Source organism: Flavobacteriaceae bacterium GSB9, from assembly GCA_022749295.1.
Lineage (GTDB): Bacteria > Bacteroidota > Bacteroidia > Flavobacteriales > Flavobacteriaceae > Flavisericum.
On record CP062007.1, the window covers coordinates 3,581,175 to 3,606,729 of the forward strand.

Genomic DNA, 25,555 nt, shown 5'->3' on the forward strand with positions numbered 1-25,555 from the left:
ATGAAGACTACAATTGAAAACTCCAAACGTAAATCAAAAAGTAAAACGAGTAATAAGCCTAAATTGAAAAACTCAAGAGAGGCTGATATTAGATCCAGCGAAAATATTTTGTATGGGGGTATTGTACTACCTCAATGGGTTGATTTGAATGATGACTTTTTAGTACCAATTGGTATTTCGGATTCAATTTACCAACCTAGAGAGGGCATCTTCCCCAATCCTTCAGAATATGTTTATAGTGGGCGTTTAAATTATCCCAGAAGTGCAAGCAAAGCTACTCCTGCTGGAAAGTTCTGCCTTGGGCTGGCTTTGGGAAAGAAAATTATCGGCCCAAGTATTGATTTTGGATACGATAACAACGTAGACCAAACAACCACAGTATCCTCTGAAATTAAGTATGAATTTGGACTGAAAAGGAATAGAACATATAATATATCATCATTATTTAACTGTATTACAGACGAAAGAAATTTACAACTTTACTATTTTGGAGAAAGTGACACACCTCCATATAGAGTAAATCCTGGGGGATCGTTGAAAGGACGAGTTTGGATGATAATAGAACTGGACGGTCGAGAAATTTATGTAGCTAGAAGTCCATTCTTGTATTGGAAAAAACAATATCAAAACAATGTTGATATTAAAGAGATATTGAGATCTGTTAACTTAAACTATTTGTTCAATAATCGTGATTCTCGACAACTTACAGTAACGTATAGGGTAGAGATTCAAGCCATAGAGCATACTTATCTTAACGATAACTTGCTTAATAACAATACAGATAGACAAGTTTTTATCGGATGTAATTTTACGGATAGTGAAGTATATAATAATCCAGATATGGGTGAAATTGCATTCCTTTTTGACATGGAAGGCAAGCCTGAGTTCCATATTGGTATATTAAATATCAATAATGTTCAATTATTGGAAGTATAAGCTTTGTTATTAATTATTTAAATGGAGATTCTTAAAAAGCCGAAGTTACATTCGGCTTTATTCATTTATGTATTATACTGAAATAGGTTGACTCTTTTTTGGTTACTATTGCTGGTTCTTAAAACTTGAGTTCAAGTAAATTTACATTATTTTTTCGATAGGATTTGTATTTGATGTTTGGATTGAGATGCACATCAGCAGGTTTTCTTAATTTTAAGCTAAAATGTGTTCTTAGATTGTTGTAAATATATACTGCTTGTTTGGTCATTTTCTGAGCTAATTCAGTGCTTTTAATGGTTTGTTTTAGTCCGTATTCATATTTTAACGTTCTGTTAATGCGTTCGGCAACAGCGTTTTCATACGGATCGTATTGTTCAGTCATGCTCATTGTAATTCCGTTATCTTCAGCAAACTTTGTGTATTCAGGGTTGCAGTACTGGAAGCCTCTATCGGAATGATGAATGAGTTTTTGGTTGGGATACTTTCTGTTTTTAATGGCCATATCGAGCGCTTTTCTGCAAAGTGATGTTCTCATATGGTTATCGAGGTTATAGCCCATAATTTGCTTGGAATAGGCGTCTGTGACCAATGCTAAATAGTTGTGTCCGTTTTCAGTTTTAATGTACGTTATATCGCTTACCCATAGCTGTTCAGGTCGTTTAGGGACGTGGTCTTTGATCAGGTTTTTGTATTTTCTGTACATATGGTTTGAGTTTGTGGTTGTGATGTAATTTTTAGTTTTAGGAATGAGTAGCTTGTTAAGTCTAAGGAACCGATAGAACTTGTCTCTTCCTATCTTAACATCAGCTTTAATAAAGTCTTGTTTTAGTTCAGTATAGAGTTTAATCCCACCCGTTTTAGAGCCTACTTTTTTACGGTATTCCTTGACCATTTTTATTAGCTTCTGATGGTCTATTTCTTGTTTTTGTTGTGCTTTGAGCCTTTTGTAGAAGGCTTGTTTGCTAATCCCAAAACATCCATAGAGCCATTTTCTTTTATACGGGCTTTTTTCTTTTTCTCTATCTCTTTTGCTAATGTTTTGGGCAATGACTTTTTTGACATATCGACGCCAGTAATAAGTTCCATATCAGCGATGATGTCCTGCTGGAAGTCTTTTTGGAACTCCAGTTCTTCAATTTTTTCCTTTAGTCTTTTAATTTCATCGTTCTTGCTCATACCATTGTTTTGTTGTACTAAGGTACTGTATTTTCTTAACCAATAGGCAATGGTTGTCCTAGGGACATCATATTTTTTGGAAGCCTGATTGTTAGAGATGTGTCCAGTAAGGATTTGGTCAACGACCAAAAGTTTGGTTTCTAGATTGACTTTTTGGTAGCTTTTTTTTCGCCAGTGGTCTTTTTTTGTTTTCATAAGTGACTATAATTAAATGATTAATTTTTAGTCAACCTATTTCAGGAAAGTTCACTGTTTTAATTGTAGCCAACGGTCTCGTATAACCGTCAGTTACGGGTTAATATGCGTTAATTTTCGGTTTAGCACAGACGTTAGCAATTCCGAGTGGATTCTGACGTAGTCGAATCCGCCGTAATTGCGGTTATACATTGTTACCTACCGTATTTTTCTTTTTATTTTTCTCCATTTACGTTTGTTCATTTCCACGAAAATCAGTCCATTTTTCCCACGTTGACCATAAATCGCGAATGTTTGGTCAGTCGGTTTGTGCAAAGTAATTTTCGTAACGTTTTCCAATTCTATGAGATTCCAAATGTTCTTTTCGTCAATCGGATATTCATTAATCACAACAAGAGGAGTATCAGGAATTGTTGATTGGTCTCGTATAATTACTTTGGTCGTAGCAGAGCGATGAGAGATACGAACTCCATTTTCATTCAGTGTGTCCCTTTCAGTCGGCTTAAAATTCAGATAATCGTATGCTTGATTTTCAATATATTCTTTCAGCGTGGTTTTTCCGTCCAGTTCTTTCCAATCCGTCACAATTTCCTGCGCATTCGAATTCAATCCGATTATGATTATCGTTATGGAAAGTAGTTTTCTCATATGGTAGGTAACGGTTTGTGTAACCTCGTCGTTGCGTGGTTTTGGTACTAAAATAATTAAAAAGAACGGACTTTTCCGCTTGCGAGGATTTTCCGATGAGGAAAATCAGAAGCAATGCGGGTTACACGTTGTTGTGCAACGTTTTTATTTATACTTGGCTTTATTCTGTTCAATTGTTATTTTAAGGGCAGAACTTGAAATATTCGCATAATTTGATTCAATATCTTGTTTTACTCTTTTATATAGGCAATTATCCTTCTGCATTTTTTTAAGTATTGGGTATATTCCATTTTTTTTACGACTAACAATACTCGCCACAATCCTAATTGCCAAACCCAATTTGATTTTTTTATAAGATAAGTCATCAAAATTCCATCGACTATGTTTTAGTTTGCTATTTTTTTTAATGTCCTTTAATAGCAATTCTGTTTTGGTTGGTTTCTTTACTTTTTTTTGCTTTTTCTTCTGTTCCAGATTTGCAAAAGGGTGGAAGGTACTAAAGCCTCTTCCTCCTCGATTTTCATATTTTAATTTAGTCATAATATTTAAGTGACTTAACCAATTTTTTTAATGAATTGGTCTTTAGCTCGCAAGTAAATTCGTCCATCTGGTTTTTGGCAAACTTTTACATTTTCCGTTATGAATTTAGTTCCGATTGGATGTGATTCTCTTTCACTTTTACTACATTCAATTACCAAGTTTGTTGGTAAGTTTTGTCCACTTAAAGGTCTTACTCTAATTCTACCTGTTTCCTTGTCCTTAAAGTTTTCACATTTTATGTTTTCATAATAGTTACCTACAATTAATTCCATTTTGTTCAGGTTTTTGTTGATTTGGTCAAATGTTGCACAACGGTTTGGCTATGATTTCGGCGTGGAATCGTCCGCAGGACTATTCCGCAGAGAAATCAAGCTAATTTAATGTTTTTACTTTTGGTTTTTGCACTGTCGCCACGCTGAATTATAGCCGTTGTTGTAAATAGTTGTTTTTTCAAAAATCAAATTCAGGATGCTGTTGGTCTAAATCTCTTTCATCATCGTAAAATTCATTATCATACAAAGAACCGCCATCTTCAACTTCTCGTTCATCTACATAATCAATTCTATCCTCATAGTTCATTGTTTCTTCTTTGTCTAGTATTGACTCAATTTCTTGTGAATCTAAATCTTGAAAGAATATTTGATATATGATTTCTTCAGGAATCCAATAATAATCTAAATCATTTGAATACTTTTTTACAAAGTCTTTACTCCAATTAATACCAACATTGCCCGATAAATTATACCAAACAACTTTATTAGCATATTTGTCTATTAATTCATTGCTCCATTTAACTTTTGTATTGCTACACAGATAATTCCAATTAATATTATTATAAAATTTATCAATGTTTTCTTCTGTCCAGGGAAAACTTTCATTTCCGCTTAATTGTTTCCAATCCCAATTTTCATTAAACGCTTGAATCGTTTGTGAATCAAAAGTTATAGCGTTGTTCAATGATAAATATTCCCAATCCCATTCACTCTTAAATTTTTCAATTAACTCGAATGACCAAGGAAGTGAAGTGTTTCTTGATAAACTTGGCCAATGCCAAAATCTTTTTCTTTTTGAAATATAATCTATGCTCCAAGGGATTGTTGCAGAATTTGACATTTCAAACCAATCTTTCTCATTGTTTCTACCAAACATAAAACCAGCAGTCCAATCCCATTTTTCAACTTCGATATAATTTTTTTCACAAAACTCATATACGTTGTCTGTAATATTTTCAATTTTGGATTTCACGAAATTTTCAAGCCATTCTATGTTTAAATTTTTTGCCATAGCTTCAAAATCTAAATTATAGAAAAACTTGTCTACAATTTCTGGTGACCAATCTACATTTTCTAAAGTGCTTAATCTTTGCCAATTAATTTTTTCATCGAAAGTTTCTAAAAATTCAGTAGAAATATTTATCTGCTCGTTTAAAATAATCCAATCCCAATCCCAAAATTCTTCAAAGTTTTTAAGAAAATCTATAGACCAAGGTAAAGAAGGGTTTGAACTTAAATACTTCCAATTTAATTCAGATGAAAACTGATTAATAAATTCAATGTTCCAATTTATATTTTCGTTCATAGAAATTAGTCCAAAATCTAATTTTGTATCAAAAATTCCAGCGTATTTATCTATCAAATTTGAGTTCAATGGATAGTAACCCGAGATTATTTTTTTAACAATCAGTTTTTTCCCTTTTTTAATATTTTCTAAAAATTCTTCAAGCATTTAGTTTGTTTCACAATTATTTACAACGTTTCTGTATAAGAATAGTGCGGTTTTGTGTCCGAGGATTTTCCGCAGGAAAATCAGAGTGACCAAACACGCACTAACTTTAGGTTTTGTACTAAACTACGCATTATTTTTATATGGTGTTAGCAACAGACTTTTATTCATTTTTCAAAAACTTATTTATCCGTTCTCCAATTTCTTGAATTGTTAAAAGAACAGCTTCGTTTTTAATTCGGTTTGCTGCTTCACTGTCGTTCAATTCGTTTTCTTGTCTTTTGGATTGGTATTCTTTAGTCACAATTGTTGAGAAAGGAATTAGTCCAGTCCTAACATCCAAAATTATCAATTGAGTTGTTGCGAAAGCTTTAATGTCAGATTTTGAAAACAGCTTATATTTTGAGTACAAATCACTATTGATAGAATAAATTACAACAATATCAGATTGTGTTCTAACTGCCGCTTCTCGAATGTTTGTAAAAGTTGGATTATTTGATATTAATAAATCTGGAATTTTTGAAACTTTTTGAACTCTTTCCGATTGCTTAAACTTTGTGGTAAACAAGTCTAAATATTCTTGTTGCGATTTTAAATACTCTTCATTGTTCCAATAATAATTTCTTCGGTTTTGGGTGCTTTCCAGTTTTACGAGTGAAACTCTCAAATTTTTTGGCAGAGAATAATTTCCATCAAGTATTTTTTGTATGTTTTCTTCCGATATCGTGGAAGTTTTATCATTAAACAATGATTGTGTTATAGGTTGTTCAGCTTCATAATATCCGTGTGCTGAAATTCCTTGAGTTGATTGTCCAATTTGTCTACTTGCACAAGAAGAAAGAGCAATTATTAGAATTAGGTAAAATGTGTTCTTCATTATGTTTTTTGTCTTAGTTTGTTGCTAACGGTCTCGGCTATGAGTAGTTGCGTGGGTTAGTACTTAAAATTGCAAGTACACACCAAGCTGAAAATCCGCGAGGATTTTCAGAAGTAGGCGAGAACAAGCAATTACTTATAGCCATTGTTGCCACACGTTTTTATAAATCAGTATCTATTTCGTTTAGGATTCTACCTTTTTTACTGAATAGATATTTTCCTTTTGTTAATTTGTATAATGGAATAGCATATCCTAAAGTCAAAAATACTCGTTCCTGGTCTTCTTTAATTGTGCCTAATTCAACTCCAAAACCTAATTGAAAGTCTAATACTCCTATTGTTAAAACAGGCGCAAAAACATTATTGTCTTCAGTTCCTGCTGAAAACAAAAATCCTCCGTGAATTGAAAATGAGTTTACAAAATCACTATTTTCTAAATCTCCATTCTCATCTCTATAATCTGTCATTGTTCCCCAACTTTTTCCAAATCCCGCACCAATTGAATTGAACATTTGAATATCTCCGAATTTAGTGTCATTGTCTTTAGTAAAATTAAATCTTGCTATAGGAATTGAGAAATTTGTATTCCAAATAGTAGCTTTATATTTTATTGTTTTGTTTTTAAATGCAAGTTTTGATTTTTCATTTAGATTGAATTCCGCAATTTTAGTGTTTACATTTTGCTCAATCTGTTTCAAACTTTCAATTCTTTCAGGAATAGTTTCTGGATTATTTGCATTATCAAGTTTGGATACTTTTGAAGTTAAATCAAATAAAGTTGCTTTAATTTTTAAAATTTCTATCTCTTTTGTTTTAAGTTCAGTTTTTTTCGTTTTTATCAGTTCAGAGTTGTCTCCATCAGATTTTTCCAATTCTTGAATAAATTTTGATAAAAATTCATAGTCACTTTGTTTTTCAGATAGTAATTTTTCTTGGGAATTAATTTCTGTCTTTAATGATTCAATTGTTTTTTCTTGAGAAAAAATTGCCAAAGAGAATAGCAAGAAAAATAAAAGTGAAATTGATTTGATTTTTTTCATAATTATTGATTTTTGGTTAGTTTTTCAAATGTGTGGCAACGGTTTGGCTATGGTTTCGTTGCGTGAAAATCCGCTAGGATTTTCCGCCGTAAACCGAAGATAGTAAATTTGCGAGGACTTTCCGAGAGGAAAGTCAGAAGCAATGAACTATAGCCGTTGTTGTGTACAGTTATTTTCTCCAATATGTTTTTCCGTCGGCTAATTTTATTTCCGATATTTTGTCCGAGTAATAAATTCCGCTGTCCAATTCAGTCACTTTGATTTTTAACTCCACTTTTTTATTGTCGGTAATTAATTTATTTCGGTCAAACTTTTTTAGTTTTTTGTATTCTGATTCAGATAGATAAACTTTCTTAATGTCAGATTCCGTTTTTAAATTTATCCAAGGCGATTTAAGTAAATCATTTGCTTTTAGAATGTCAAAAACGCGGATAATTTCTAATTCATCTTTTCCCGCATTTTTGCTCCAGCGAATACTGTCAAAAGATTTCTCGAAATTCTCAATTGTTTTGTCATCAGCTCCATAAAAACTTCCAAAATCAATTAATTTGAAATATAAATCTCCCTTAAATTCGGTCTCATTTTTTGAACAAGACAGAGTTAAAAGTCCGATTATTATTGTCAGCGTGATGTTTTTCATAATTGTACACAACGGTCTTGTGTATGGAAAGTTGCGTGTTTGTGTGCGAGGATTTTCCGAAGGAAAATCAGAAGCTAGTAAGCAAAGCAACTAACATTGGTTAAGCTAAAAATAGCAATTTTTTATACACGGTGTTACCTACAGTATTTTTATTTTTTATAGTTATGGTGAAAATATATTACGTCAAGAAATAATTTCCGATACATCATTTTTTCAAATTTTTTTTCGGGAATACTGTTTAGAGCATTTGCTAAATTTCCATCATTGAAGTTCAGGTCTCCAGATTTTTCAATCTCCCATAAAGATTCCATTACTTTATATTGCCAACTTGTTTTGTCTACAATTTTTTCTCTTAAGACAATTTGGTCGTAGCATTTTAATTGCGCTTGTCCGATGAAAGGTAATAAGAGAAATGGGTCAAATCCAAGTTGCAATTTTAACTTGTCAAAAAAATCAGAATCAATGTCTTTGTTTTTTATTTTGTCAAATAACTTCAGATATCCATTTTTAGTTATATCGGTTAAATAGCCTTCTTTGACTAAAGCTAGTTCCAATAATTTATGGATATTCTTTTTGTCAGTCAGATTTCCTCCAGCTGGTCCGGTTTCAATTCGTTCAGAGTATTTCGATTCAATACAGATTTCAAATTCTTTATCAGCTAAATCTGATGAGCTTTTTTTTGAATCACATGATATGATAAATACTAAAATTATTATTTGAAGCAGTTTTTTCAATATTGTAGGTAACGGTTTGGCTATGGTTTCGTTGCGTGAAAATCCGCGAGGATTTTCCGCCGTAAACCGAAGATAGCAAATTTGCGAGGACTTTCCGATAGGAAAGTCAGAAGCAATGAACTATAGCCGGTGTTGTACGTAGTGTTTTATTTTTTCCAATTTTTCAACTGTTCGTATATTTCTGGTTCAACTTCTTCAAATCCGTTATGACTAAAATGTTCAATTTTCAGCCATTTTAATTCGTTTTTTTTGAATTTAAGTAAGTATTTAGAAGTCGAACTATGAGGGTCATATTTGTCAACATCAAGTTGGGTCATGTTGATTCCAATTTCTATTGTATCTCCGTACGTTTTATAAAATCCGTCATATTCCCAACCAATTTCACAGGAATAATAAGTCACTTTATTGTCAGTTTGAAATTTTAAAGAATCTGTACAGTAATTATAAACCACGTCCGAAGTCCATATCCGTTCAGTCAAGTCCGATTCTTTAATTTTAAAATTTTCCTTACAATTCGAGAATAGAATTGAAGCTACTACTAAAAATATGAAAGTTAAATTTTTGTTCATTTCAACATTACGTACAACGGTCTCGTATAACCGTCAGTTACGGGTTAATATGCGTTAATTTTCAATTAAGCAGTGACTTTAGCAATTCCGAGTGGATTCGGACGTAGTCGAATCCGCCGTAATTGCGGTTATACATTGTTAGCTACCGTTTTTTATCAATTCATTAACGTATTCCTTTATTTCAGGATTAATCTTATTACTTTCATAAACATTAATCAATGCTTCAATTTCCCCACCTGCTCTGAATATTGATTTTGCCTTGGACAATCTTGAACGTTGAGAGTTTTCTGTGAAGCTATTATATTTAAAATACTTGTTTGAAATTTCTTGATGATTTATGTCTATGTTTTTTGAAATCTCAGGATAAAGAATAGTTGCATAAATTTCTTTACCAATAGCTCTTAACGACTTTTCAATGTTTAACTCAGATTCAATTTCATTTTCACTTTCCTCTAATATTGTTTTATTTGATTTTGAAGTCTCCCTTTCTTTTGAATTATTGACTTTTGATAGTTTAGGTTTGTTTTTTGGATTTTCAAACCATTTAATTTCACCAATAGAATTATCTGACTCGGGTACAATATATTTAATTGATTGTTCATCAAATTCTGCATACTCGTTAGGGAAAGAATTTACAAGGTATTCTCTAACATAGTTTATTAGTATATTTTCTTCTCCGATATTATTTCCATTATATTCAATATGATTTCTTTTGGGAACTAAAAATGAATTAAATGGATGAATAAGTCTCAAAAAGTGAGCTCTTAAAATTTCAAGTTGTTCATTTGTTAGGGTATTATTTATCTTTCTAATGAAATTTGGCTCTTGAAACAATTCCCTTGCAGGATTTGGAAATAATGTTGTTAGATTGATGTCTCTATATCCATATCCAGTTGGTTTTATGTGAGCTTGATACCATCCTTTAGCATTTATATTAGCTCTTTTGGCTCCCTTTGGGGAATAAAAACTTAATTCTTTTTCCTCAGATACCTGACCAAATCCGACAATCAATTTTTTCTGACCGAATAATTGCACTAAGTCTTCATAACTGTATGGTATTCCTGCTAGTTTCATTCCCGTGAACAATAAAGTAAACGTATTATCGCAAAATGAAAGTCTAGTCTTGTCTTTATATTCACTTAGAAACCCTCTACGTTGAAGATGGTATTTAGCTTTTGTATATGATCCATAAAGCCTTAAAAAGAAAACGGGACTTTTAGAGTTTATATATTTTAATAAAGAAGAATGTATTTTTTTTATTTCTTCTTTTTTTTCGAATTGAAATTGGATTAGATTCTCAAAAAAGTTCGGAATATCTTTAGCATAACCATTTTGAACTTTTGGAAGCATCTTATTATCTAGTTCATTAAATACATTCATTTTTCCTAATGGTAGCTAACGGTCTCGTATAACCGTCAGTTACGGGATTAAAGTTAATAATTTTCGGTTAAGCACTGACGTTAGCAATTCCGAGTGGATTCGGACGTAGTCGAATCCGCCGTAATTGCGGTTATACATTGTTGCCAGTAGTTATTTAACTCACTATTTCTGGTCCAATTCCGCCAATCCATTCCCATTTTCCATTAATCTTTTTATAAATATACGTTCCTGAATTTGCACATAAAGAACCGCAGGAATATGAATATCTGAAAAATGCTATTTTTTTATCGATAGAAAATAAAGGCAGTTCTAAACTGTAATAACCACTACCCATTTTATAGATTTCATTCCAATAAGTTTCTAAATCCACTTTTTCTATAAGGTCATCTAAATATTTTCGTTCAATCTTTTTTCGAGGAATATTTTTAGGTTTTAAAACGATTCCTTTTTGTGATTCAGTTTGTTCGTAAATAAAACTGATGTCATTTTTGTCAATTAATTCGCTTAATGAACTGTCTTTGTCCTTTTCGGTTAGTTTTATCAAATCCGCATTCCAATATTCCGATTCCATCGGGAAAATCTTAATCGGTTTGTTCACTATCATTCCGTCAGTTCTCAATACGTCTTTAAAGAAATTTAAATAGTCCGATTCTGAAATTTTGGGTTTTTCTATGGTACTGTATTCAGGTATTACTTTTTCGCTTTTTTTCTCAACTATTTGTGTTTTTTTCGTGTCAATTTTGGTTTCGATTGATTCTGTTACTTTCTCATTTTCAGAATCGGTTTTTTGCTTGCAAGAAGTCGCAATGAATATCAAAATTATTAAGACTGGCAGAAGTTTTTTCATAATTACTGGCAACGGTTGGTATAAGAATAGTGCGGTTTTGTGTCCGAGGATTTTCCGCAGGAAAATCAGAGAGACCAAATACGCACTAACCTTTTGATTTAGGATTAAACTTAAGCATTATTTTTATACAATGTTGTGTTTTCGTTGTTTTTTCTTTCGATTTTTGGACGGCCGTAGATTTTCTTTTTTTTTGCGTTTCACTGGTCAGTCCACCGCAACAGTTGCGCGTTGCTTTGGTCAGTCGGACGTTTTTTTGATTTTTTCCGTAATCAAGCTAAAAGTCAGATGTTTTGCGTTTGAGTGAAATCCGTTGAGCAATATTTGAAATTCCGCAATACGATTTTTCAGTTTTTACTTTCTTAAAATTCAAAAAAAAATCGAAAATCAAACTAGGTTTTTTTTCGTTTTGAGTGCGTTCCGCAATGAAACACAACGTTTATGTATAAGGAAAGTTGCGTGTTTGTGTGCGAGGATTTTCCGAAGGAAAATCAGAAGCTAGCAAACGAGCAACTAACTTTGTTTTAGCTAAAACTAGCAATTTTTTTTATACGGTGTTGCCAGTAGTTTTTTATTTTTTAAATATCATTTTCAAATCCGCAAATAGATAAAATCCAACAAATCCAAAAGTACCCAATGCTAAAATGTATTGTCCATTCGGAATTATTAGAAAAATGTTAAGTCCGATTAAAAACAGACAAAACGGATACGTAAATAATCTGATTAATATATTTTTCAGTGACCATTCCTTTTCTGGTTTCTTTTCCTCAACTTCTATGTCTAAAAACTCAAATATTTCGTCAAGTTGATTTTGCTTTTCGGATTGATAAAGTTTTCTAAAAACGGTAATAAAAATTAGCAAGAAAACCGAAACGATTAGAATTGCCAACCAATTTTCCAAAAAGTCAAAATCGGTTGAGAAATTTTTAAAAACAAAGTAGATAATTCCGATTGAAAATAATCCAACGATTGTTTTTCCTATTGGATTTAATTTGTGCGTTATGTTTGTCAGATGATTATTAGCGTTTAATTCAAACGTGAAAATTGGATAAAAAGCCACATTCCAAATGCTTTGATTCCAAACTTTTATTTCGTTCCGACCAATTTCTCCTTTTGGTCTAAAATCACGAGAAAAAACATTCCATAAATGATTAAGATAAGTGTTTTCTTTTCTCAATTCAATTAGTTTTTCTATGTCTTTTTTTGTGATTTCCAATGTTTTTTTCAAATTACTGGCAACGGTTTGGCTATGATTTCGGCGTGGAATCGTCCGTAGGACTATTCCGCAGAGAAATCAGCTTGGTTAAAATTACATATTTTTCAAAATAGGGCATAAGCCACGCTGAATTATAGCCGTTGTTGTAAACAGTTGTTTTTATTCATTTTTTAATTCCGATTACCAGAATTTATACCATTTTTTCTGTTCAGTTGTTGATTCACTCAATTCAGGTGGAACAGTTTTCGAGCCTTCTATTAGTCCATAAACTGCTGTATTAAATCCGGATTCTACTTCCAAGTCGTTTTGGCATTGTTGGATTATGAATGCTGTTGACATCGCACAAGCTACAGACATTTCCTTTTCGGTCAACTTGTGCTTTTTCATTATTTCAGTTGCCTTTGCTTGAGTCAAGTTCAACGATTGAAGAAAGTCAAGTTCGGTTTTTTGGATTTCAGCGGATTCCATTTTGTTATTATCGATATTCACACCCATATTGGATAATACAGCTCCAATTACATTTATCAATTCAGGTCCTTCTTCGTTCGCTTGGTTAGAAAGGACTGCTGTTCCAGGTTTTGCATCATCGATATTCAGTCCGAATGATTTGAATAAAAATGAACCTGATAATCTTGCTGAAGTTGCGATAGCGGTTGCAGAATGTACTTCTCTATTTTTTCCAATCGCACTTGCAATTAGGTCAACTATTTCTCCTGTTGCTTTATTCTGATTTTGGCTTATTTCCATTTATTGGGTTTGTTTGGGCAATTGTTTACAACGTGTTTGTGTATGATTAGTGGCGTGTTTAAGCACCTAATTTAGCAAATAAAAACCGAATAGAAAATCCGCGAGGATTTTCGTAAGTAGGCTCTAACCAAGCCATTAATTATAAACGGTGTTGGCAACTGGCTTTTTTCCGTTCGCTATTTTCTTAATTATTATTCCGCTAATAAAAGTCGAGATTATTGTTAAAAATAAAATCATTCTATAATTCACATTATTTTGATGATATTTTAAAATTCCGTCATTCATTATTGGGTTCGTTATTGTTATTTTTATAAAATGACTTTCGAGAAAGCAATAAAGACAGTAAAAAGTCGGAATTAAAATCAGATAGATTAGATTCAGTCCGATTATTTTTTTCAAAGAACTTACCTTTCGAGATGTGAAATAAAATCCGATTGGTATTAAAGTCAGAATAAAAGCAATGTCCGTTTCAAAAAGTCGAAAGTCCTTTCCGCCATAAAATCCGAGTTTGTAATCCGCCAAATATTTTACCGTTCTGCGAGTCAAAATCCGATAATCCAATTCGTATCGCATTCCGATAATAAAAGTCAGAATTACAATGAGAATTAGTAAAATCAGTTTTCGTTTTCCTTTCAGCATATTGGTTTTTCAGCTTGTTGCCAACGTTTATGTGTAAGGAACGTTGCGTGCTTGTGTGCGAGGATTTTCCGAAGGAAAATCAGATGCAAGCAAGCAAAGCAATAACCAAACGGCTTAACTAAAATAAGCAATGTTTTTTACACGGTGTTGGCAACTGGCTTTTTATTTCCGTTTGTATTTTCTTTTTTTATTTTGTTCAATTACACTTTTAATTAGCACAATAGCCAAAAGTAAACAAGGTAAATACCAAGAAATGATTTTTCTGTTCATTAAAATCATGGCGATAATTAACAAACTCCATAGCACAATATCTGTTACTTTTTTATTTCTTTTTTCTTTTTTCTTTTTTTGGTCAAACCTTAAATTTTCTTCAATAGCTTCTTGTGGAATGCTGTATGTTTCTTCTCCGTTATATTCTAAGCAATTTTCAATGTCTTGAATTAACATTTTTCGGGAATAGAATATTTCCTCGTCTGCGTACAAAACAACAGATTGGCTTAAGTCAATAAGTCCGATTGAAATTATATTTATGCAAGCACTTACTAATTCGTCAGCACCAAACGTGAATGAAATTCCAAAATCTTTGTCCGTTAAATCTTTTTTCAGGTTGGGAAAATCGGAAAGAATTTCTGTTGCGGGATTAAAATAAATTTCGACAAAGGTTTGATTTCCGTTCAGCACACAATCTATTGAGTCAATTTGGTTAAGATTGTCAAATTCTTCAAAGTCAGTTAAGAATTTAAAATCATAACCTAACTCTTTAATTTTATTTTCAAGTTCAATTTTTGTCGGAAGTTTATCTTTCTGAACAAAATTTATTAATGTCATTGACATAGTTTCTTGTGTGTTTTTTCAGCTTGTTGCCAACGTTTATGTGTATGGAAAGTTGCGTGCTTGTGTGCGAGGATTTTCCGAAGGAAAATCAGAAGCTAGCAAGCAAAGCAACTGACATTGGTTTAGTATAAAACTAGCAATTTTTTATACACGGTGTTGTGTGCTGGCGTTTTTTATCAGTTTATAATTTTCTTGTTCTTTATCAGTGAATATTATCGTCAAATGGTCAGCCCAATAATAATTATCCTTTTTATTTTCTTTAATCTCAAGTGCTGAAATCCATATTTTTTCATTTCCGAATTCGATTTGCCAAGTTTGAGGAAGTTTGATTGGTTTTTTTTCACCTTTGGTCACAAATTCATTATTCACTTTCTCAACTTCTTGACTGTAACTTTCGTCCCAAAGAACAACTATTTCAGTTATCTTTTTTTCCTTCAACTTTTTCCAGTTCAGATTGTCAGTCAGCGAAATTGTTTTAAATCCTTCCTTTTTCTTTAATTCGGTCAATTTATCAAATCCGATTCCGTAACAATAGAACTCATTGTCCCATTTAATTTGAATCAATTCATTATTGTCGAGTCGGAAAATTACATTCATATCGACAGAGTGAAGGTCAGACGAATGTTCCCAATATTCAGAATCCGTTTCATAGTCCAACTCTTGGTAAAAAACTTCAATTATTTTTCGTCCGATAAAAGTCGAGTTGATTCTGTCGTAATATTTTAATTCTTTATCGGTCATTTTTTCGCTTGCACACAACGTTTGGTGTATGGTTAGTTGCGTGTGCAGCAACTAATTTAGTAAACAAATACTTGCCAGAGGAAATTCCGAAGGAATTTTCGTGATAAGCACTAGCCATAGCAATTAATTATACACGGTGTTGTGCACAGTAATTTTTAATTCAATTTATTCAATTCCGTTTCCAATTGGTCAAGTGTGAATTCTTTGAAATCGTTAAGTTCAAAATTTTTAGAATCCGTCATTGATTCTTCAACTGCAAGCGTTGGTTTTCCATTTGAATAACTTATTCCAATAACTTTTATCTCTTTTCCTTTTGGAATGTTCTTAAAGACTAAATTTCCGTTTTCATAAGTTCCTGTCATTATGCTCTTGATTTCTTTAAATACTATTTGAATTTTAGTTTCAGTTGGGTTGTTTGTTTTAACAATAAAATCTGTTTTTTCGCTGTCATCAATTTCCCAAAACCTATCACAATTTATCCATCCCATTTCTGTGGCTGAAAACATATAATATTCCAATGCATTTGGGTCAATTTGTTGAATAGCCTTATTTGTCAGGTTAGAATATTGATTTCTGAATTTTTGTTTAAATCGATTCCAATTTATGAAACGACTACCCGAAATGCTTAAATAATAATCCCAGTCATTTTTTACTTCTCTATCGTAAGATTCGATATCAAAAGCAGGCGCAGATTTTAAAAATTCTTTTGCGAGTTTTAAAGCTTCATCATTTTGTTTTCTTTCAGAATGGCTTTCAGGTCGGAAATTATACATTATGCCTTCCTTACTGATGTTAAAATCAAAACTAGCTGTCCAGTTGTTTCTGTTGAATTTTAAGGCGACTATACTATCTACGTTTGATGGATTCTCAATATAATCTATAATTGTTTGGTTACTATCTTTTAGCTTTAAATCAAAAAAAGTTGCTGTACTACCCGAAGACCAAAAACCATAATCGTATAAGTCATCTGTCATTTCAATAGGATATTCAATTTCATATCCAATGTCCACTCCAGTTATATCCAAACTATCAATTTCGGCTATGCTTTCTTGTGTCGATTTTGTTTCAAAGAATTTATAGTCAGGAATCCAAGTTTTTATACTATCATTTAATTTTAACTCATAGAACAAATCCATTTCTTTATCCAATCCGTTCTTTGGAAATCCAACAACAAAAGCTTTTCCTTTTTTTACTAAAAGACTTTTACCCTTCACTTCTGCATTGACATATATCATTCCATTTGTTTCTAGGATTCTATCTCCAGAAATAGTTTGTAGATTTTCAAAAATCATATCAGTAAGACTAAAACACTCTTTAAGTTCAATTGTAATAGGTTCATTTGGTTCTGTTCCATCTTCGTATTGAAAAGCATTAGCAGGGATATAAATAGATGTTCCTTTTTTACCTTTTAATACACTTTCTTCGTTTGCTTGAATTTTGAAATTCTCTGATGTTGGATAAAGAACAGACTTAATTTCGGCAATAGAAGCAACAGGAATATTCCTATCCTTTTTTTTTATCTGATGAGCAATTAATAAATAACATTGAAGTTATCAAAATTCCCAAAATTAACTTGATGTTTCTTGTCATAGTCTTATTGTGCACAACGGTCTCGTATAACCGTCAGTTACGGGTTAATATGCGTTAATTTTCGGTTTGGCACAGACGTTAGCAATTCCGAGTGGATTCGGACGTAGTCGAATCCGCCGTAATTGCGGTTATACATTGTTGTAGGTAGTGCTTTTATAATTGTGGCCATCCGAAACTATTTAGTTTTTTTGTTACCATATTATATTCTTTCAGCCTAACATTTGTTTCAAACCAACCGTGCCAACCTCCAATCCAGCTTTCTGTCAATTGGTCTTTTAATCCATAAGGGTCTTTACTAAAATCAATAAATTGAATTACTATTATTTTTTGTCCGTCTTCAATAAACCCTAAATATTGTCGGTCAAATTTTATGCTCCTTTTTGCTTCTTTTTTATTCCATTTCATTAGGTTTTGGAAATCCTTTTGCCTTTCTTCAAGAGTCCATTCTGGGTCGTCTTTAAATCTCACAAAATTTTGATTGTACGCAAACCTTTTGTCGGAATCCAAATACTGCTTATTTATTTCAATTTCCGCTTCTCTGATTTCATTTTCAGTCGGTGTAAATCTGTTTGATAATCTACCTTTATTGAATCCAGCTTCATATTCTTTCGGAAATATCACTCCTGTACTTTTTTCTAAATCAAGAATTTTCATTTCTCTTTTTACTTCTTCAGAAAGTGGTTCGAGTACAACTCCGTGATTTACGTTGAACTTGGAACTTCCACAACTTAATGTCAAAGTCAAAATGAATGATATGTAAATTGTCTTTTTCAGCATTACCTACAACGGTCTCGTGTATGAGTAGTAGCGGATTTCTAATCACTAACTTTTCAGTTTTGCACAGACCTTTGTTCTATATTTTATCTCTCGTTTTATCACTTAAACCGCTATTACTTATACACATTGTTAGCATTTGTAATTCTTTCTTGAATTTCTCCATTTTTTATAACTACATCTATAGATAACGTATTCGAGATATCTTCTAAAGGGTTTTCGCTCAGAATAACCATGTTCGCATGCTTCCCTGCTTCTAAGGTGCCATAATCTTCTTGAACACCTAACATGGTTGCTGCATTAAGTGTGGCGCACTTGATAATACGTAAAGGGTTCATTCCTCCCTTTTGATAATTCTGCATTTCTTCATGAACATTGAGACCTGTAATATTATATGCAGTTACAGAGCCTGGGTCTGTCCCAAGTACAATATTGACACCAAGAGAATCGAGCTTGTTGATATCAAATAGCCCAGGATTTATACGGTTTTCCCATTCTTCAATTTCCATGTTAAACCACTTTTTTATCATACCTACAGCCATTTGCTTGGCTTGCTCTTGATTTGCTTTTAACTCCTCACGCTCAATATCAAACACATCCCACACTTCAGTGTCTAACAGCTCCGGATGTAGGGCGTAATTCACGAAGTTTAGCATGTTCGAAGTGGTAACCCATGATATATTCTTTTCTTTGATTTGCATGATTAAATCAAGATCATTTTCTAAATCAATTGGACCCGCAAAATGCATCATAGCATCTACACCGTGCGCTACACTTAGTCTAACTTCTTCCATATCGCTGATGTGTGATACTAACATGAGGTTATTGGCATGAGCCTCTTTTGCAATTTTACGAATCAATACCGTATCAATGCGTTCAATGAAAGGAGGCGCAGGACCATTTTCAATTTCTAACTTGATTCCAATAGCTCCATTGGCTTTGGCATCACGAATTATTTCAGGAATGGCTGATCCATCCTTCAAAATATAGACGTTTTCACCATCCACCCATTTTGTTTGGGGGGCGGTTTTCATAGGGTGTGCACCTTCTATGGTAACATAGGGACTTGTATACCAAATTTTAGGAGAAGTGATTTGATTACTAATTTCTAATGAATCGATTAATAGAAGATTAGGGTAAGGTGCCTGGGAGCCTCCGGGGATAAACACATTTGTCACACCAAAGTGGATTAGCTGCTTTAACATCCTGCGATGATCGACAGAGTCACGATACAGATGGAAATGATTATCAAAAAGACCAGGAATCATATATTTTCCTGAGCCATCAACCACGGTATCAGCAACTGAGTAATTTCTAAGTGTATCTATTTTTACAATACGGCCTTCCCGTATATAGATGTTTTGATTGTAACGCTCACTATTTCCAGTCCCATCAATTAACGTAATATTTTTAATAAGCATGTCTGCCGACGTATTTTCTGTGGTGGGCTCATTACAGGACATTAGTAGTATTGGTATCAAATAAATTATTGCTCTTTTCATTATTTAGTTTTATAAATGCTAACGTTTATGTATAAGGAAAGTTGCGTGTTTGTATGCGAGGATTTTCCGAAGGAAAATCAGAAGCTAGCAAACGAGCAACTAACATTGGTTGAGCTAAAATTAGCAATTTTTTTTATACGGTGTTGGCAATAGTTTTTTATTCATATTTTCCATACCAATTCAGTTCATCTTTCCAATCAATTTTTTCGTAGTCAACTTGGTCGTTAGTATAAACTCTAAATATTCTTTTATAACCTGTTGAAATTAAAATATTTTTAATTGAGTCTATTTTTTGATTATTTAAACTTTTATCAATCAGCAAATTAAACTGAAAATTTATCGAATCCAATTCAGTTTCTTGAGAAGCAATAAAAGCAATAGTCTCATATTTAATTTCGTCTAATCCACGAGTTTTGTCACTATCAGTTTTTGCCATTAATTTACCATTTCTAAATCCGACGTAAACGTCCAATCCAATTCCTTTTTCTTTACTTAAAATCAAATTGTTTTTAGAAGGTAAGTCAATGGTCAATTGTAATCGTTTCAGATAATAATCATAGGCATTTTTAATTCGCAAAATAGATGGTCCAAAAACGCTGTCTGTTGGTTTTTTAATAAAGAGTGTATCCAGATTTTTACTTAATCTATAATCGAATTCTTTAGTTTTAATTCCGAAACTGTCAAGTCCTTTAATTGTTTCAAGATATAATTTTGAACTGTCAATCTCCCATTTGTTTATGTAAGACATTCCCCATTCATTTACAATTAGAGAATCTTGATAAAATTCAAATTCATTCAGTCCATTTATGACACTCCAATTACCAATTAGTTTGTCTTTTTCTTTATCGAAAGAAGAACAAGATTGTAAAATCAAAACTAAAATTATTATTCTATAAATGGTTTTCATTCAAATTATTGCCAACGTGGTTGTGTATGATTTCGTTGCGTGTTTAAGCATTAAAGTTAGCAAATAAATCACAGATAGAAAGTCCGCGAGGACTTTCGTAAGTAGGCTATAACTAGCAATGAATTATACACGGTGTTGTGTGCAGTTTTTTTATTTCAGTCGTTTTTTAATATCCATTCTTTGGTGCAAAACTCTAACTATTTCCACAATATCATTTTCCACTTTTCTATAAAAAATCAAATGGGATTTTATTTTAGTCACTCGATAATTCTTTCGAGTTTGTTCCGCTGACTTTCCAGTCATAAAGTTGTCAGCAATAAATTCAATTTCCGTAATTATCAAGTCGTAATATCTGTCAGCTTGTTCTTTAGACCATTTATTAAGCGTATAAATCCAAATTTTATCTAAATCCTCAATCGCTTGTTGACTTATGCGATATTTGTTTTTACTCATAAGTGTTTACGATGTAATTCTTTCAGATGTTGTTTTGGGTCAAAATTTTCAACAAATCCACTATTTTCTCCAACTTCGAGAGCTTTAATCAGTTCCCTTTCCTTTTTTTCTTCACGTTCTAACAAACGTAAAGCAGAACGAATTACTTCGCTAACCGAACCATATCTTCCAGAATTTACTTCTTCTCTTATAAAATCCTCAAAATGATTTCCGAGTGATATTGATGTGTTTTTTCCCATTTTGACTATATTTTTACTCAAATATACCAAATCTTGGTAACGTAGCCAAATTGCACACAACGTGATTGTGTATGGCTCGTTGCGGGAAATCAGCTATGATTTTCCGCCGTAACCTAAAGATAGCAAATTGCAATGAATTCCGATTAGGAATTCAGCCGCAATGAGCTATACACGGTGTTGTGCGTAGGTTTTTATTTTTTATTCAATTCAAATGTTCCTTTGTCTTTTGGGTAGCTTGAATCATATTCGCCATTTATTCCAGTTCCGTCATTATCCTTCATTCCATCGTATTCAATGAACTGTCCATTTCCAATTGCCATTTTAGCTTTAAAGAATCTGCGATTAGATTCACGATTTTCATTCGGCTGACTTTTCTGTCCAACGTTATTTCCATTAATATCCGATTCCGAAAAGTTTCCTGATAATTCCACTATTTTACTTTGTCCAGGCTTGTAAAGACTCCAAAGATTGTAATAAATCAACGTTTCGCTTTTAAATTCAGCGTTGTGATTTTCGGGAATTGTTGTCAGTACTTTACCACTAACAAGTGTATATTCAGAACTGTTCCATTTTCCGTTCCAATTTGATTCCGCAAAGTTTTCAGGGATTGAAGTTTTATAGACAATTTCGTTTGATATAAACACAACAACAAAGAGTATCAAAATCGTAATTAAAATCCGCTTTAATATTTTCAGAAACCTATTTTTCATTCAGAGTTCAGTTTTTCTCAACTTACGCACAACGTGTTTGTGTAAGGATAGTTGCGTGTGCGAGCAACTAACTTACTAAAAATGGAACGAACCAGAGGAAAATCCGTAGGATTTTCCGAGTAGGCTAGAACCAAGCAATTATTTTTACACGTTGTTGGCAATAGTTATTTTCTTATATAATCCTCTGCTATTTTGTCGATTAAGTTTATCCATTGGGATTTTAGATTTTCTTTATCGTCAAACCTTTTTTCATTTCTTAAATAAGTTTGATACTCCGAACCATTTATATTTAGTCGTATGGAGTATCCGTAATTATGACTCATCCATAATTTTGATTTTGGCTCTATCGTTTTTATTTCCGCTTCGTTTTCTAAATAGAAGTCCAAAATATTTTTTAATTCAGGACATTCAGTGATTGGAAATTCTGTGAATTTGTTATTCTTTTTGTACTTAATAACTTTTAAAAATTCTTTTCCATTTTCTTTCCATTAAAACAAGTAAGTTGCTTTATTTCCACGACCATTGTCAAAGAAGTAGTAAGCTTCAAGTAAAGTGTCAACTTTTTTGGCGGTCAGTTCAGTCCGAAAATCAGCGATTTTTTCGTCCATTTTAAAGTCAAAACTTTTCTGTTCAGTTTGTCCAAATGATATTATGGAAACAAATACTAAAAAGAAAAACAGAACTTTATTTTTTAAACGGACTTTCATAATTATTGCCAACGGTCTCGGCTATGATTACGTTGCGGAAAAATCCGCAGGATTATTCCGCCGTAAAACAAAGATAATAAAAGTGAAAGGATTTTCCGATAGGAAAATCCGCCGCAATGAATTATAGGCAATGTTAGCTACGGTATTTTATTTTTAACAGATGCTTTAATTTATTTTTTGCGCTTAATGCGAGTCAGTTTTAGGTAATATTTTCTTTTTTTAGAATTAGATTTGCCGTGAGGAAGGTCAGTCGCAGGCAATAGTTGCGCTCTGCTTTGGTCAGTTTGGTTGAGTGAGAAATCAGTTTAGTTTTATGCGCTTTTAAAATCAGTTTTATAAGTTTTGAAACCGATTAAATTACTTTTTCAGAGCCGAGTGAGATATTGTAGCTAACGGTAAATGTATGGAAAGTGCGAGTTTGTGTGCGAGGATTTTCCGAAGGAAAATCAGAAGCTAACAAACGAGCAAAGACCATTCGATTAAGGACTAAAGTAAGCATTTTTTATACATATTGTTAGCGCACGTTTTCTTTTTTCTTACAATTTGTATTTTTTAATCACAAAAATATGCCGTGACTAATTTTCTTTTTTACCGCAACAGTTGCGTTTGCGATATTTAGCGTAGCTTCTTTTTCTTTTATCCAGATTTAGATTTGCCGTGCAGAAGATCAGTCGTTCGCAACAATTGCGTTTTGATTGGCAAAAGTCAGAAGTTTAGAGTAGGAGTGAAGTCAGTTGAGTATGGTTTTAAGAACTATTTTTATACCACTTTTTTGTAATTTTTTGACTTTAGTGTGCTTTATGAGAATGTGCGCTAACGGTTCGTGTAAGAATCCGTTGCGGAAAATTAATGAATTATGAGAGAAAAAAGAAACAAAATTAAGATAGAAAGAGGACTTTCCGAAGGAAATGTCCGAAGCAATGGTTTTTACACATTGTTGGCAAATCGTTTTTTTACATCAATTAAAGAATTATTCATACAGTATTATATTCAAAACAGTAATTATGGTAAATTACAAATAATACTTTTAATTATTCAGGTTTTAATATTTGCCATATTAATAATCCAGCATTTAAAAGACCTATAATAATGTTTGCGATAGTACTATATTTATTGAATTTAGAGTTTTTTTCATTTAGCTTATTAGCTTTAATATTGGATTCAGCTAGATTTAATTCTGAAACTGATTTTTCAATATATTCTAAATGTTTTATTCCGTTAAATTCAATTTTAGCTTTTAATTGGTCTTTTGTAATAGTTGGAGAACTTCCTCCAAAAGTGAAAAATGGGAATATTACAGATATGTATTTTTCAGGTTCTACCGATAAAGATTTTAATTTACTCTCAAGTAATTTTCTATCATCTATAAAATCTATCACATCAATAAAATCTCCATTATCTTTTTCCTTTAAATGTTTGAGTATTTTATATTCTAAAGTGTCTTTCATTTTTGTAATGAGTGGTAAATGTTTGCCAACGGTTAAGCTAAGATTACGTTGCGGAAAAATCCGCAGGATTCTTTCCGCCGAGAGACGAAGATAGCAAAAGTGTATGGATTTTCCGATAGGAAAATCCGCCGCAATGAATTTTAGGTATTGTTACCAAAAGTAGTTTTATGCGGAAGTGATAGCAAAGAAGCCTAAAAAAGCGAAATTGATTGCGTTTCGATTGCGTAAAGGTTTGTTTTTTTTCTTGCGTTGGCTTTTTTTACATTGGTTGAGCAACACCTTTTGCAAAAGGTAAACGCATCCGAAATCCGATGATTTTTTTAGGTTTTAAACAGCCTTAAATATTTTCTAAAAATTAGCAAATAGGCGAGAGGTCAGTCGTCCGTTAAATTTTGGCTGATAAACACTTTATTTTTTTAATTTCTTTAAAAAGGCAAGAGAGCAAAAATATCCGAATTGGGATTTTATAAAGCTATTTTTGGTAACGGTATGTATAAGGTTTGTTGCGTGAAAATCCGTGAGGATTTTCAGATTAAGAAACCAAGATAGTAAAATTGCGAGTATTTTCTGTAGGAAAATCCGAAGCAATGAACTTTATATGGTGTTGTAGGGTGTTTTTGCTAGTTTAATTCAGGTAGTTTTGGAATATGTTCTAACTCAAGTATTTTTTTCGGTATAAGGTCAGATTGAGATATTTCAATTACTTCTTCATTTCGTCCATCCGCTTTCCATTTTGTTTTTGCTATAACTTTTAAAATTCTATCATTTTGATTTCTTTCATATGGAAGAGTATTTTTAAAATCAGTCCAGTATGTGATTTCAAGTTTTTCCAATTTGGTTAGGTCACAATTATGATTCTTGAAATGTTCAGGTAACCAATCCAAATAGTCGTTCATTAATTGTTGGCTTTCCATATATGCAGCATCAGTCGGTTTAATAGATTTATTTATAAAGTCAAAAGTCGCCTTACTCTCAATTCCAGCATTATGTAATTCAATCAATACGTTTAAGGCTAGACGTCCACTTTTCATGTAGTCAATACTAGTGAATGAATGAACAAAATTGTGAATTGCTGACTTGTAATTTTTATACTTCATGTCTTTTTTAAATACCCTACAACGGTTTGGCTATGGTTTCGTTGCGTGAAAATCCGCGAGGATTTTCCGCAGTAAACCGAAGATAGCAAATTTGCGAGGACTTTCCGAGAGGAAAGTCAGAAGCAATGAACTATAGCCGGTGTTACCAAACGTTTTTTATTTTTTCAATCCTTTGTAAATAATTACAATAGAAAAAAGTCCGAGTAAAATTCCATAAACAAAATCATTGGAATTTTCATATTCGTTCAAGAATATAAGTTCATCCATTTTTTCATTTGTCAGCATTTTGATTTCTTTTTTGTCAACAACTAATTCGCAAAATATTCTATTCAAATTTTTCACGAATATTTGTCCGTTAAATTCAAGTTTGCAGTATTCTCCTCTGCGTCCTAAATTGTCACAGTCTTTTGGAGAGTCAATAACTTGAGCAACTACAATTTTATTTTCTTCTGTTATGCGTTTTATTGTAAATTCGTGATTAAGATTTATTAGAGTCACTAATAAGATAATTAACCCGCCAATTATTAGTCCGTATTTCATTATAACTGATAGTATTTTTTGTAGCAAAGGTAATTTTAATGTTTGGTAACGGTTTGTATATGAAAAGTAGGCGGTTTTGAAGTACAAAACTTTCGGTTAGGCATAAACTTT

30 protein-coding genes are annotated in these 25,555 nt (G+C 32.3%); 2 read left to right on the forward strand and 28 right to left on the reverse strand.

Annotation, left to right across the window (positions count from 1 at the left end):
• Positions 1-936: a hypothetical protein gene (locus GSB9_03156; protein UKM66566.1), complete on the forward strand. Its 936-nt coding sequence runs from the start codon at positions 1-3 to the stop codon at positions 934-936.
• 118 nt (positions 937-1,054) lie between these two features.
• On the opposite strand, the gene GSB9_03157 is transcribed toward GSB9_03156, so the two are convergent.
• From GSB9_03157 to GSB9_03183, 25 genes are all read right to left on the reverse strand, one after another.
• Positions 1,055-1,903, reverse strand: a complete 849-nt coding sequence (locus GSB9_03157) for an IS3 family transposase (protein ID UKM66567.2) — start codon at positions 1,901-1,903, stop codon at positions 1,055-1,057.
• Positions 1,849-2,307, reverse strand: a complete 459-nt coding sequence (locus tag GSB9_03158; GenBank protein UKM66568.1) for a DNA-binding protein — start codon at positions 2,305-2,307, stop codon at positions 1,849-1,851. Before GSB9_03158 ends, GSB9_03157 begins: the two co-directional genes overlap by 55 nt.
• 198 nt (positions 2,308-2,505) lie before the next feature.
• Positions 2,506-2,955 carry a hypothetical protein gene (locus GSB9_03159; GenBank protein UKM66569.2) on the reverse strand — a complete coding sequence of 150 codons (450 nt, stop codon included), beginning with the start codon at positions 2,953-2,955 and terminating at the stop codon, positions 2,506-2,508.
• A 144-nt stretch (positions 2,956-3,099) separates the two neighbouring features.
• The gene (locus GSB9_03160) at positions 3,100-3,495 is read right to left on the reverse strand and encodes a hypothetical protein (protein ID UKM66570.1); all 396 of its coding nucleotides are present in this window, start codon (positions 3,493-3,495) and stop codon (positions 3,100-3,102) included.
• Between the two features lie 14 nt (positions 3,496-3,509).
• On the reverse strand, positions 3,510-3,767 hold the full coding sequence (locus GSB9_03161; GenBank protein UKM66571.1) for a hypothetical protein: 258 nt from the start codon (positions 3,765-3,767) through the stop codon (positions 3,510-3,512).
• A gap of 178 nt (positions 3,768-3,945) precedes the next feature.
• Positions 3,946-5,220, reverse strand: a complete 1,275-nt coding sequence (locus GSB9_03162) for a hypothetical protein (GenBank protein UKM66572.1) — start codon at positions 5,218-5,220, stop codon at positions 3,946-3,948.
• Positions 5,221-5,380: 160 nt separating this feature from the next.
• Positions 5,381-6,094 (reverse strand): hypothetical protein, encoded by a 714-nt coding sequence (locus tag GSB9_03163; GenBank protein UKM66573.1) that lies wholly within the window; start codon positions 6,092-6,094, stop codon positions 5,381-5,383.
• A 160-nt stretch (positions 6,095-6,254) separates the two neighbouring features.
• Entirely contained in the window at positions 6,255-7,133 is an 879-nt protein-coding gene (locus tag GSB9_03164) for a hypothetical protein (GenBank protein UKM66574.1), read from the reverse strand.
• A gap of 169 nt (positions 7,134-7,302) precedes the next feature.
• Positions 7,303-7,773, reverse strand: coding sequence for a hypothetical protein (locus tag GSB9_03165; GenBank protein UKM66575.1), 471 nt, complete (start codon positions 7,771-7,773; stop codon positions 7,303-7,305).
• A gap of 149 nt (positions 7,774-7,922) precedes the next feature.
• Positions 7,923-8,507 (reverse strand): hypothetical protein, encoded by a 585-nt coding sequence (locus GSB9_03166; protein ID UKM66576.1) that lies wholly within the window; start codon positions 8,505-8,507, stop codon positions 7,923-7,925.
• A 146-nt stretch (positions 8,508-8,653) separates the two neighbouring features.
• The gene (locus GSB9_03167) at positions 8,654-8,986 is read right to left on the reverse strand and encodes a hypothetical protein (protein UKM66577.2); all 333 of its coding nucleotides are present in this window, start codon (positions 8,984-8,986) and stop codon (positions 8,654-8,656) included.
• 228 nt (positions 8,987-9,214) lie between these two features.
• Positions 9,215-10,456, reverse strand: a complete 1,242-nt coding sequence (locus GSB9_03168; GenBank protein ID UKM66578.2) for a hypothetical protein — start codon at positions 10,454-10,456, stop codon at positions 9,215-9,217.
• 154 nt (positions 10,457-10,610) lie between these two features.
• Positions 10,611-11,303, reverse strand: a complete 693-nt coding sequence (locus tag GSB9_03169) for a hypothetical protein (protein UKM66579.1) — start codon at positions 11,301-11,303, stop codon at positions 10,611-10,613.
• 568 nt (positions 11,304-11,871) lie between these two features.
• On the reverse strand, positions 11,872-12,528 hold the full coding sequence (locus tag GSB9_03170) for a hypothetical protein (GenBank protein ID UKM66580.2): 657 nt from the start codon (positions 12,526-12,528) through the stop codon (positions 11,872-11,874).
• Between the two features lie 168 nt (positions 12,529-12,696).
• Complete coding sequence (locus GSB9_03171; protein ID UKM66581.1) at positions 12,697-13,263, reverse strand: hypothetical protein; 567 nt, start codon at positions 13,261-13,263, stop codon at positions 12,697-12,699.
• A gap of 801 nt (positions 13,264-14,064) precedes the next feature.
• Positions 14,065-14,730 (reverse strand): hypothetical protein, encoded by a 666-nt coding sequence (locus GSB9_03173; protein UKM66583.2) that lies wholly within the window; start codon positions 14,728-14,730, stop codon positions 14,065-14,067.
• 150 nt (positions 14,731-14,880) lie between these two features.
• The gene (locus GSB9_03174; GenBank protein UKM66584.1) at positions 14,881-15,477 is read right to left on the reverse strand and encodes a hypothetical protein; all 597 of its coding nucleotides are present in this window, start codon (positions 15,475-15,477) and stop codon (positions 14,881-14,883) included.
• A 155-nt stretch (positions 15,478-15,632) separates the two neighbouring features.
• Complete coding sequence (locus GSB9_03175; protein UKM66585.1) at positions 15,633-16,769, reverse strand: hypothetical protein; 1,137 nt, start codon at positions 16,767-16,769, stop codon at positions 15,633-15,635.
• Positions 16,770-17,220: 451 nt separating this feature from the next.
• Positions 17,221-17,721: a hypothetical protein gene (locus GSB9_03177; protein ID UKM66587.2), complete on the reverse strand. Its 501-nt coding sequence runs from the start codon at positions 17,719-17,721 to the stop codon at positions 17,221-17,223.
• Between the two features lie 236 nt (positions 17,722-17,957).
• Complete coding sequence (locus tag GSB9_03178; GenBank protein UKM66588.1) at positions 17,958-19,343, reverse strand: amidohydrolase family protein; 1,386 nt, start codon at positions 19,341-19,343, stop codon at positions 17,958-17,960.
• A 157-nt stretch (positions 19,344-19,500) separates the two neighbouring features.
• On the reverse strand, positions 19,501-20,250 hold the full coding sequence (locus GSB9_03179) for a hypothetical protein (GenBank protein ID UKM66589.1): 750 nt from the start codon (positions 20,248-20,250) through the stop codon (positions 19,501-19,503).
• A gap of 150 nt (positions 20,251-20,400) precedes the next feature.
• On the reverse strand, positions 20,401-20,703 hold the full coding sequence (locus GSB9_03180) for a type II toxin-antitoxin system RelE/ParE family toxin (GenBank protein UKM66590.1): 303 nt from the start codon (positions 20,701-20,703) through the stop codon (positions 20,401-20,403).
• Positions 20,700-20,942 carry a type II toxin-antitoxin system ParD family antitoxin gene (locus GSB9_03181; protein ID UKM66591.1) on the reverse strand — a complete coding sequence of 81 codons (243 nt, stop codon included), beginning with the start codon at positions 20,940-20,942 and terminating at the stop codon, positions 20,700-20,702. The genes GSB9_03180 and GSB9_03181 overlap by 4 nt, the downstream gene beginning before the upstream one ends.
• Positions 20,943-21,133: 191 nt before the next feature.
• Positions 21,134-21,652: a hypothetical protein gene (locus GSB9_03182; protein ID UKM66592.1), complete on the reverse strand. Its 519-nt coding sequence runs from the start codon at positions 21,650-21,652 to the stop codon at positions 21,134-21,136.
• 164 nt (positions 21,653-21,816) lie between these two features.
• Positions 21,817-22,038: a hypothetical protein gene (locus GSB9_03183; GenBank protein UKM66593.1), complete on the reverse strand. Its 222-nt coding sequence runs from the start codon at positions 22,036-22,038 to the stop codon at positions 21,817-21,819.
• Between the two features lie 265 nt (positions 22,039-22,303).
• Between GSB9_03183 and GSB9_03375 the strand changes: the two genes are divergently transcribed.
• Positions 22,304-22,486 carry a hypothetical protein gene (locus tag GSB9_03375; protein ID UOR30055.1) on the forward strand — a complete coding sequence of 61 codons (183 nt, stop codon included), beginning with the start codon at positions 22,304-22,306 and terminating at the stop codon, positions 22,484-22,486.
• Between the two features lie 904 nt (positions 22,487-23,390).
• Here the strand turns inward: GSB9_03375 and GSB9_03186 are convergent.
• The 3 genes from GSB9_03186 to GSB9_03188 all read right to left on the reverse strand — a co-directional run bounded on the left by GSB9_03186 (position 23,391) and on the right by GSB9_03188 (position 25,444).
• The gene (locus GSB9_03186; protein ID UKM66596.1) at positions 23,391-23,807 is read right to left on the reverse strand and encodes a hypothetical protein; all 417 of its coding nucleotides are present in this window, start codon (positions 23,805-23,807) and stop codon (positions 23,391-23,393) included.
• Positions 23,808-24,427: 620 nt separating this feature from the next.
• Positions 24,428-24,904 (reverse strand): hypothetical protein, encoded by a 477-nt coding sequence (locus GSB9_03187; GenBank protein ID UKM66597.1) that lies wholly within the window; start codon positions 24,902-24,904, stop codon positions 24,428-24,430.
• Positions 24,905-25,060: 156 nt separating this feature from the next.
• Positions 25,061-25,444, reverse strand: coding sequence for a hypothetical protein (locus tag GSB9_03188; protein ID UKM66598.1), 384 nt, complete (start codon positions 25,442-25,444; stop codon positions 25,061-25,063).
• Between the last annotated feature and the right edge of the window lie 111 nt (positions 25,445-25,555).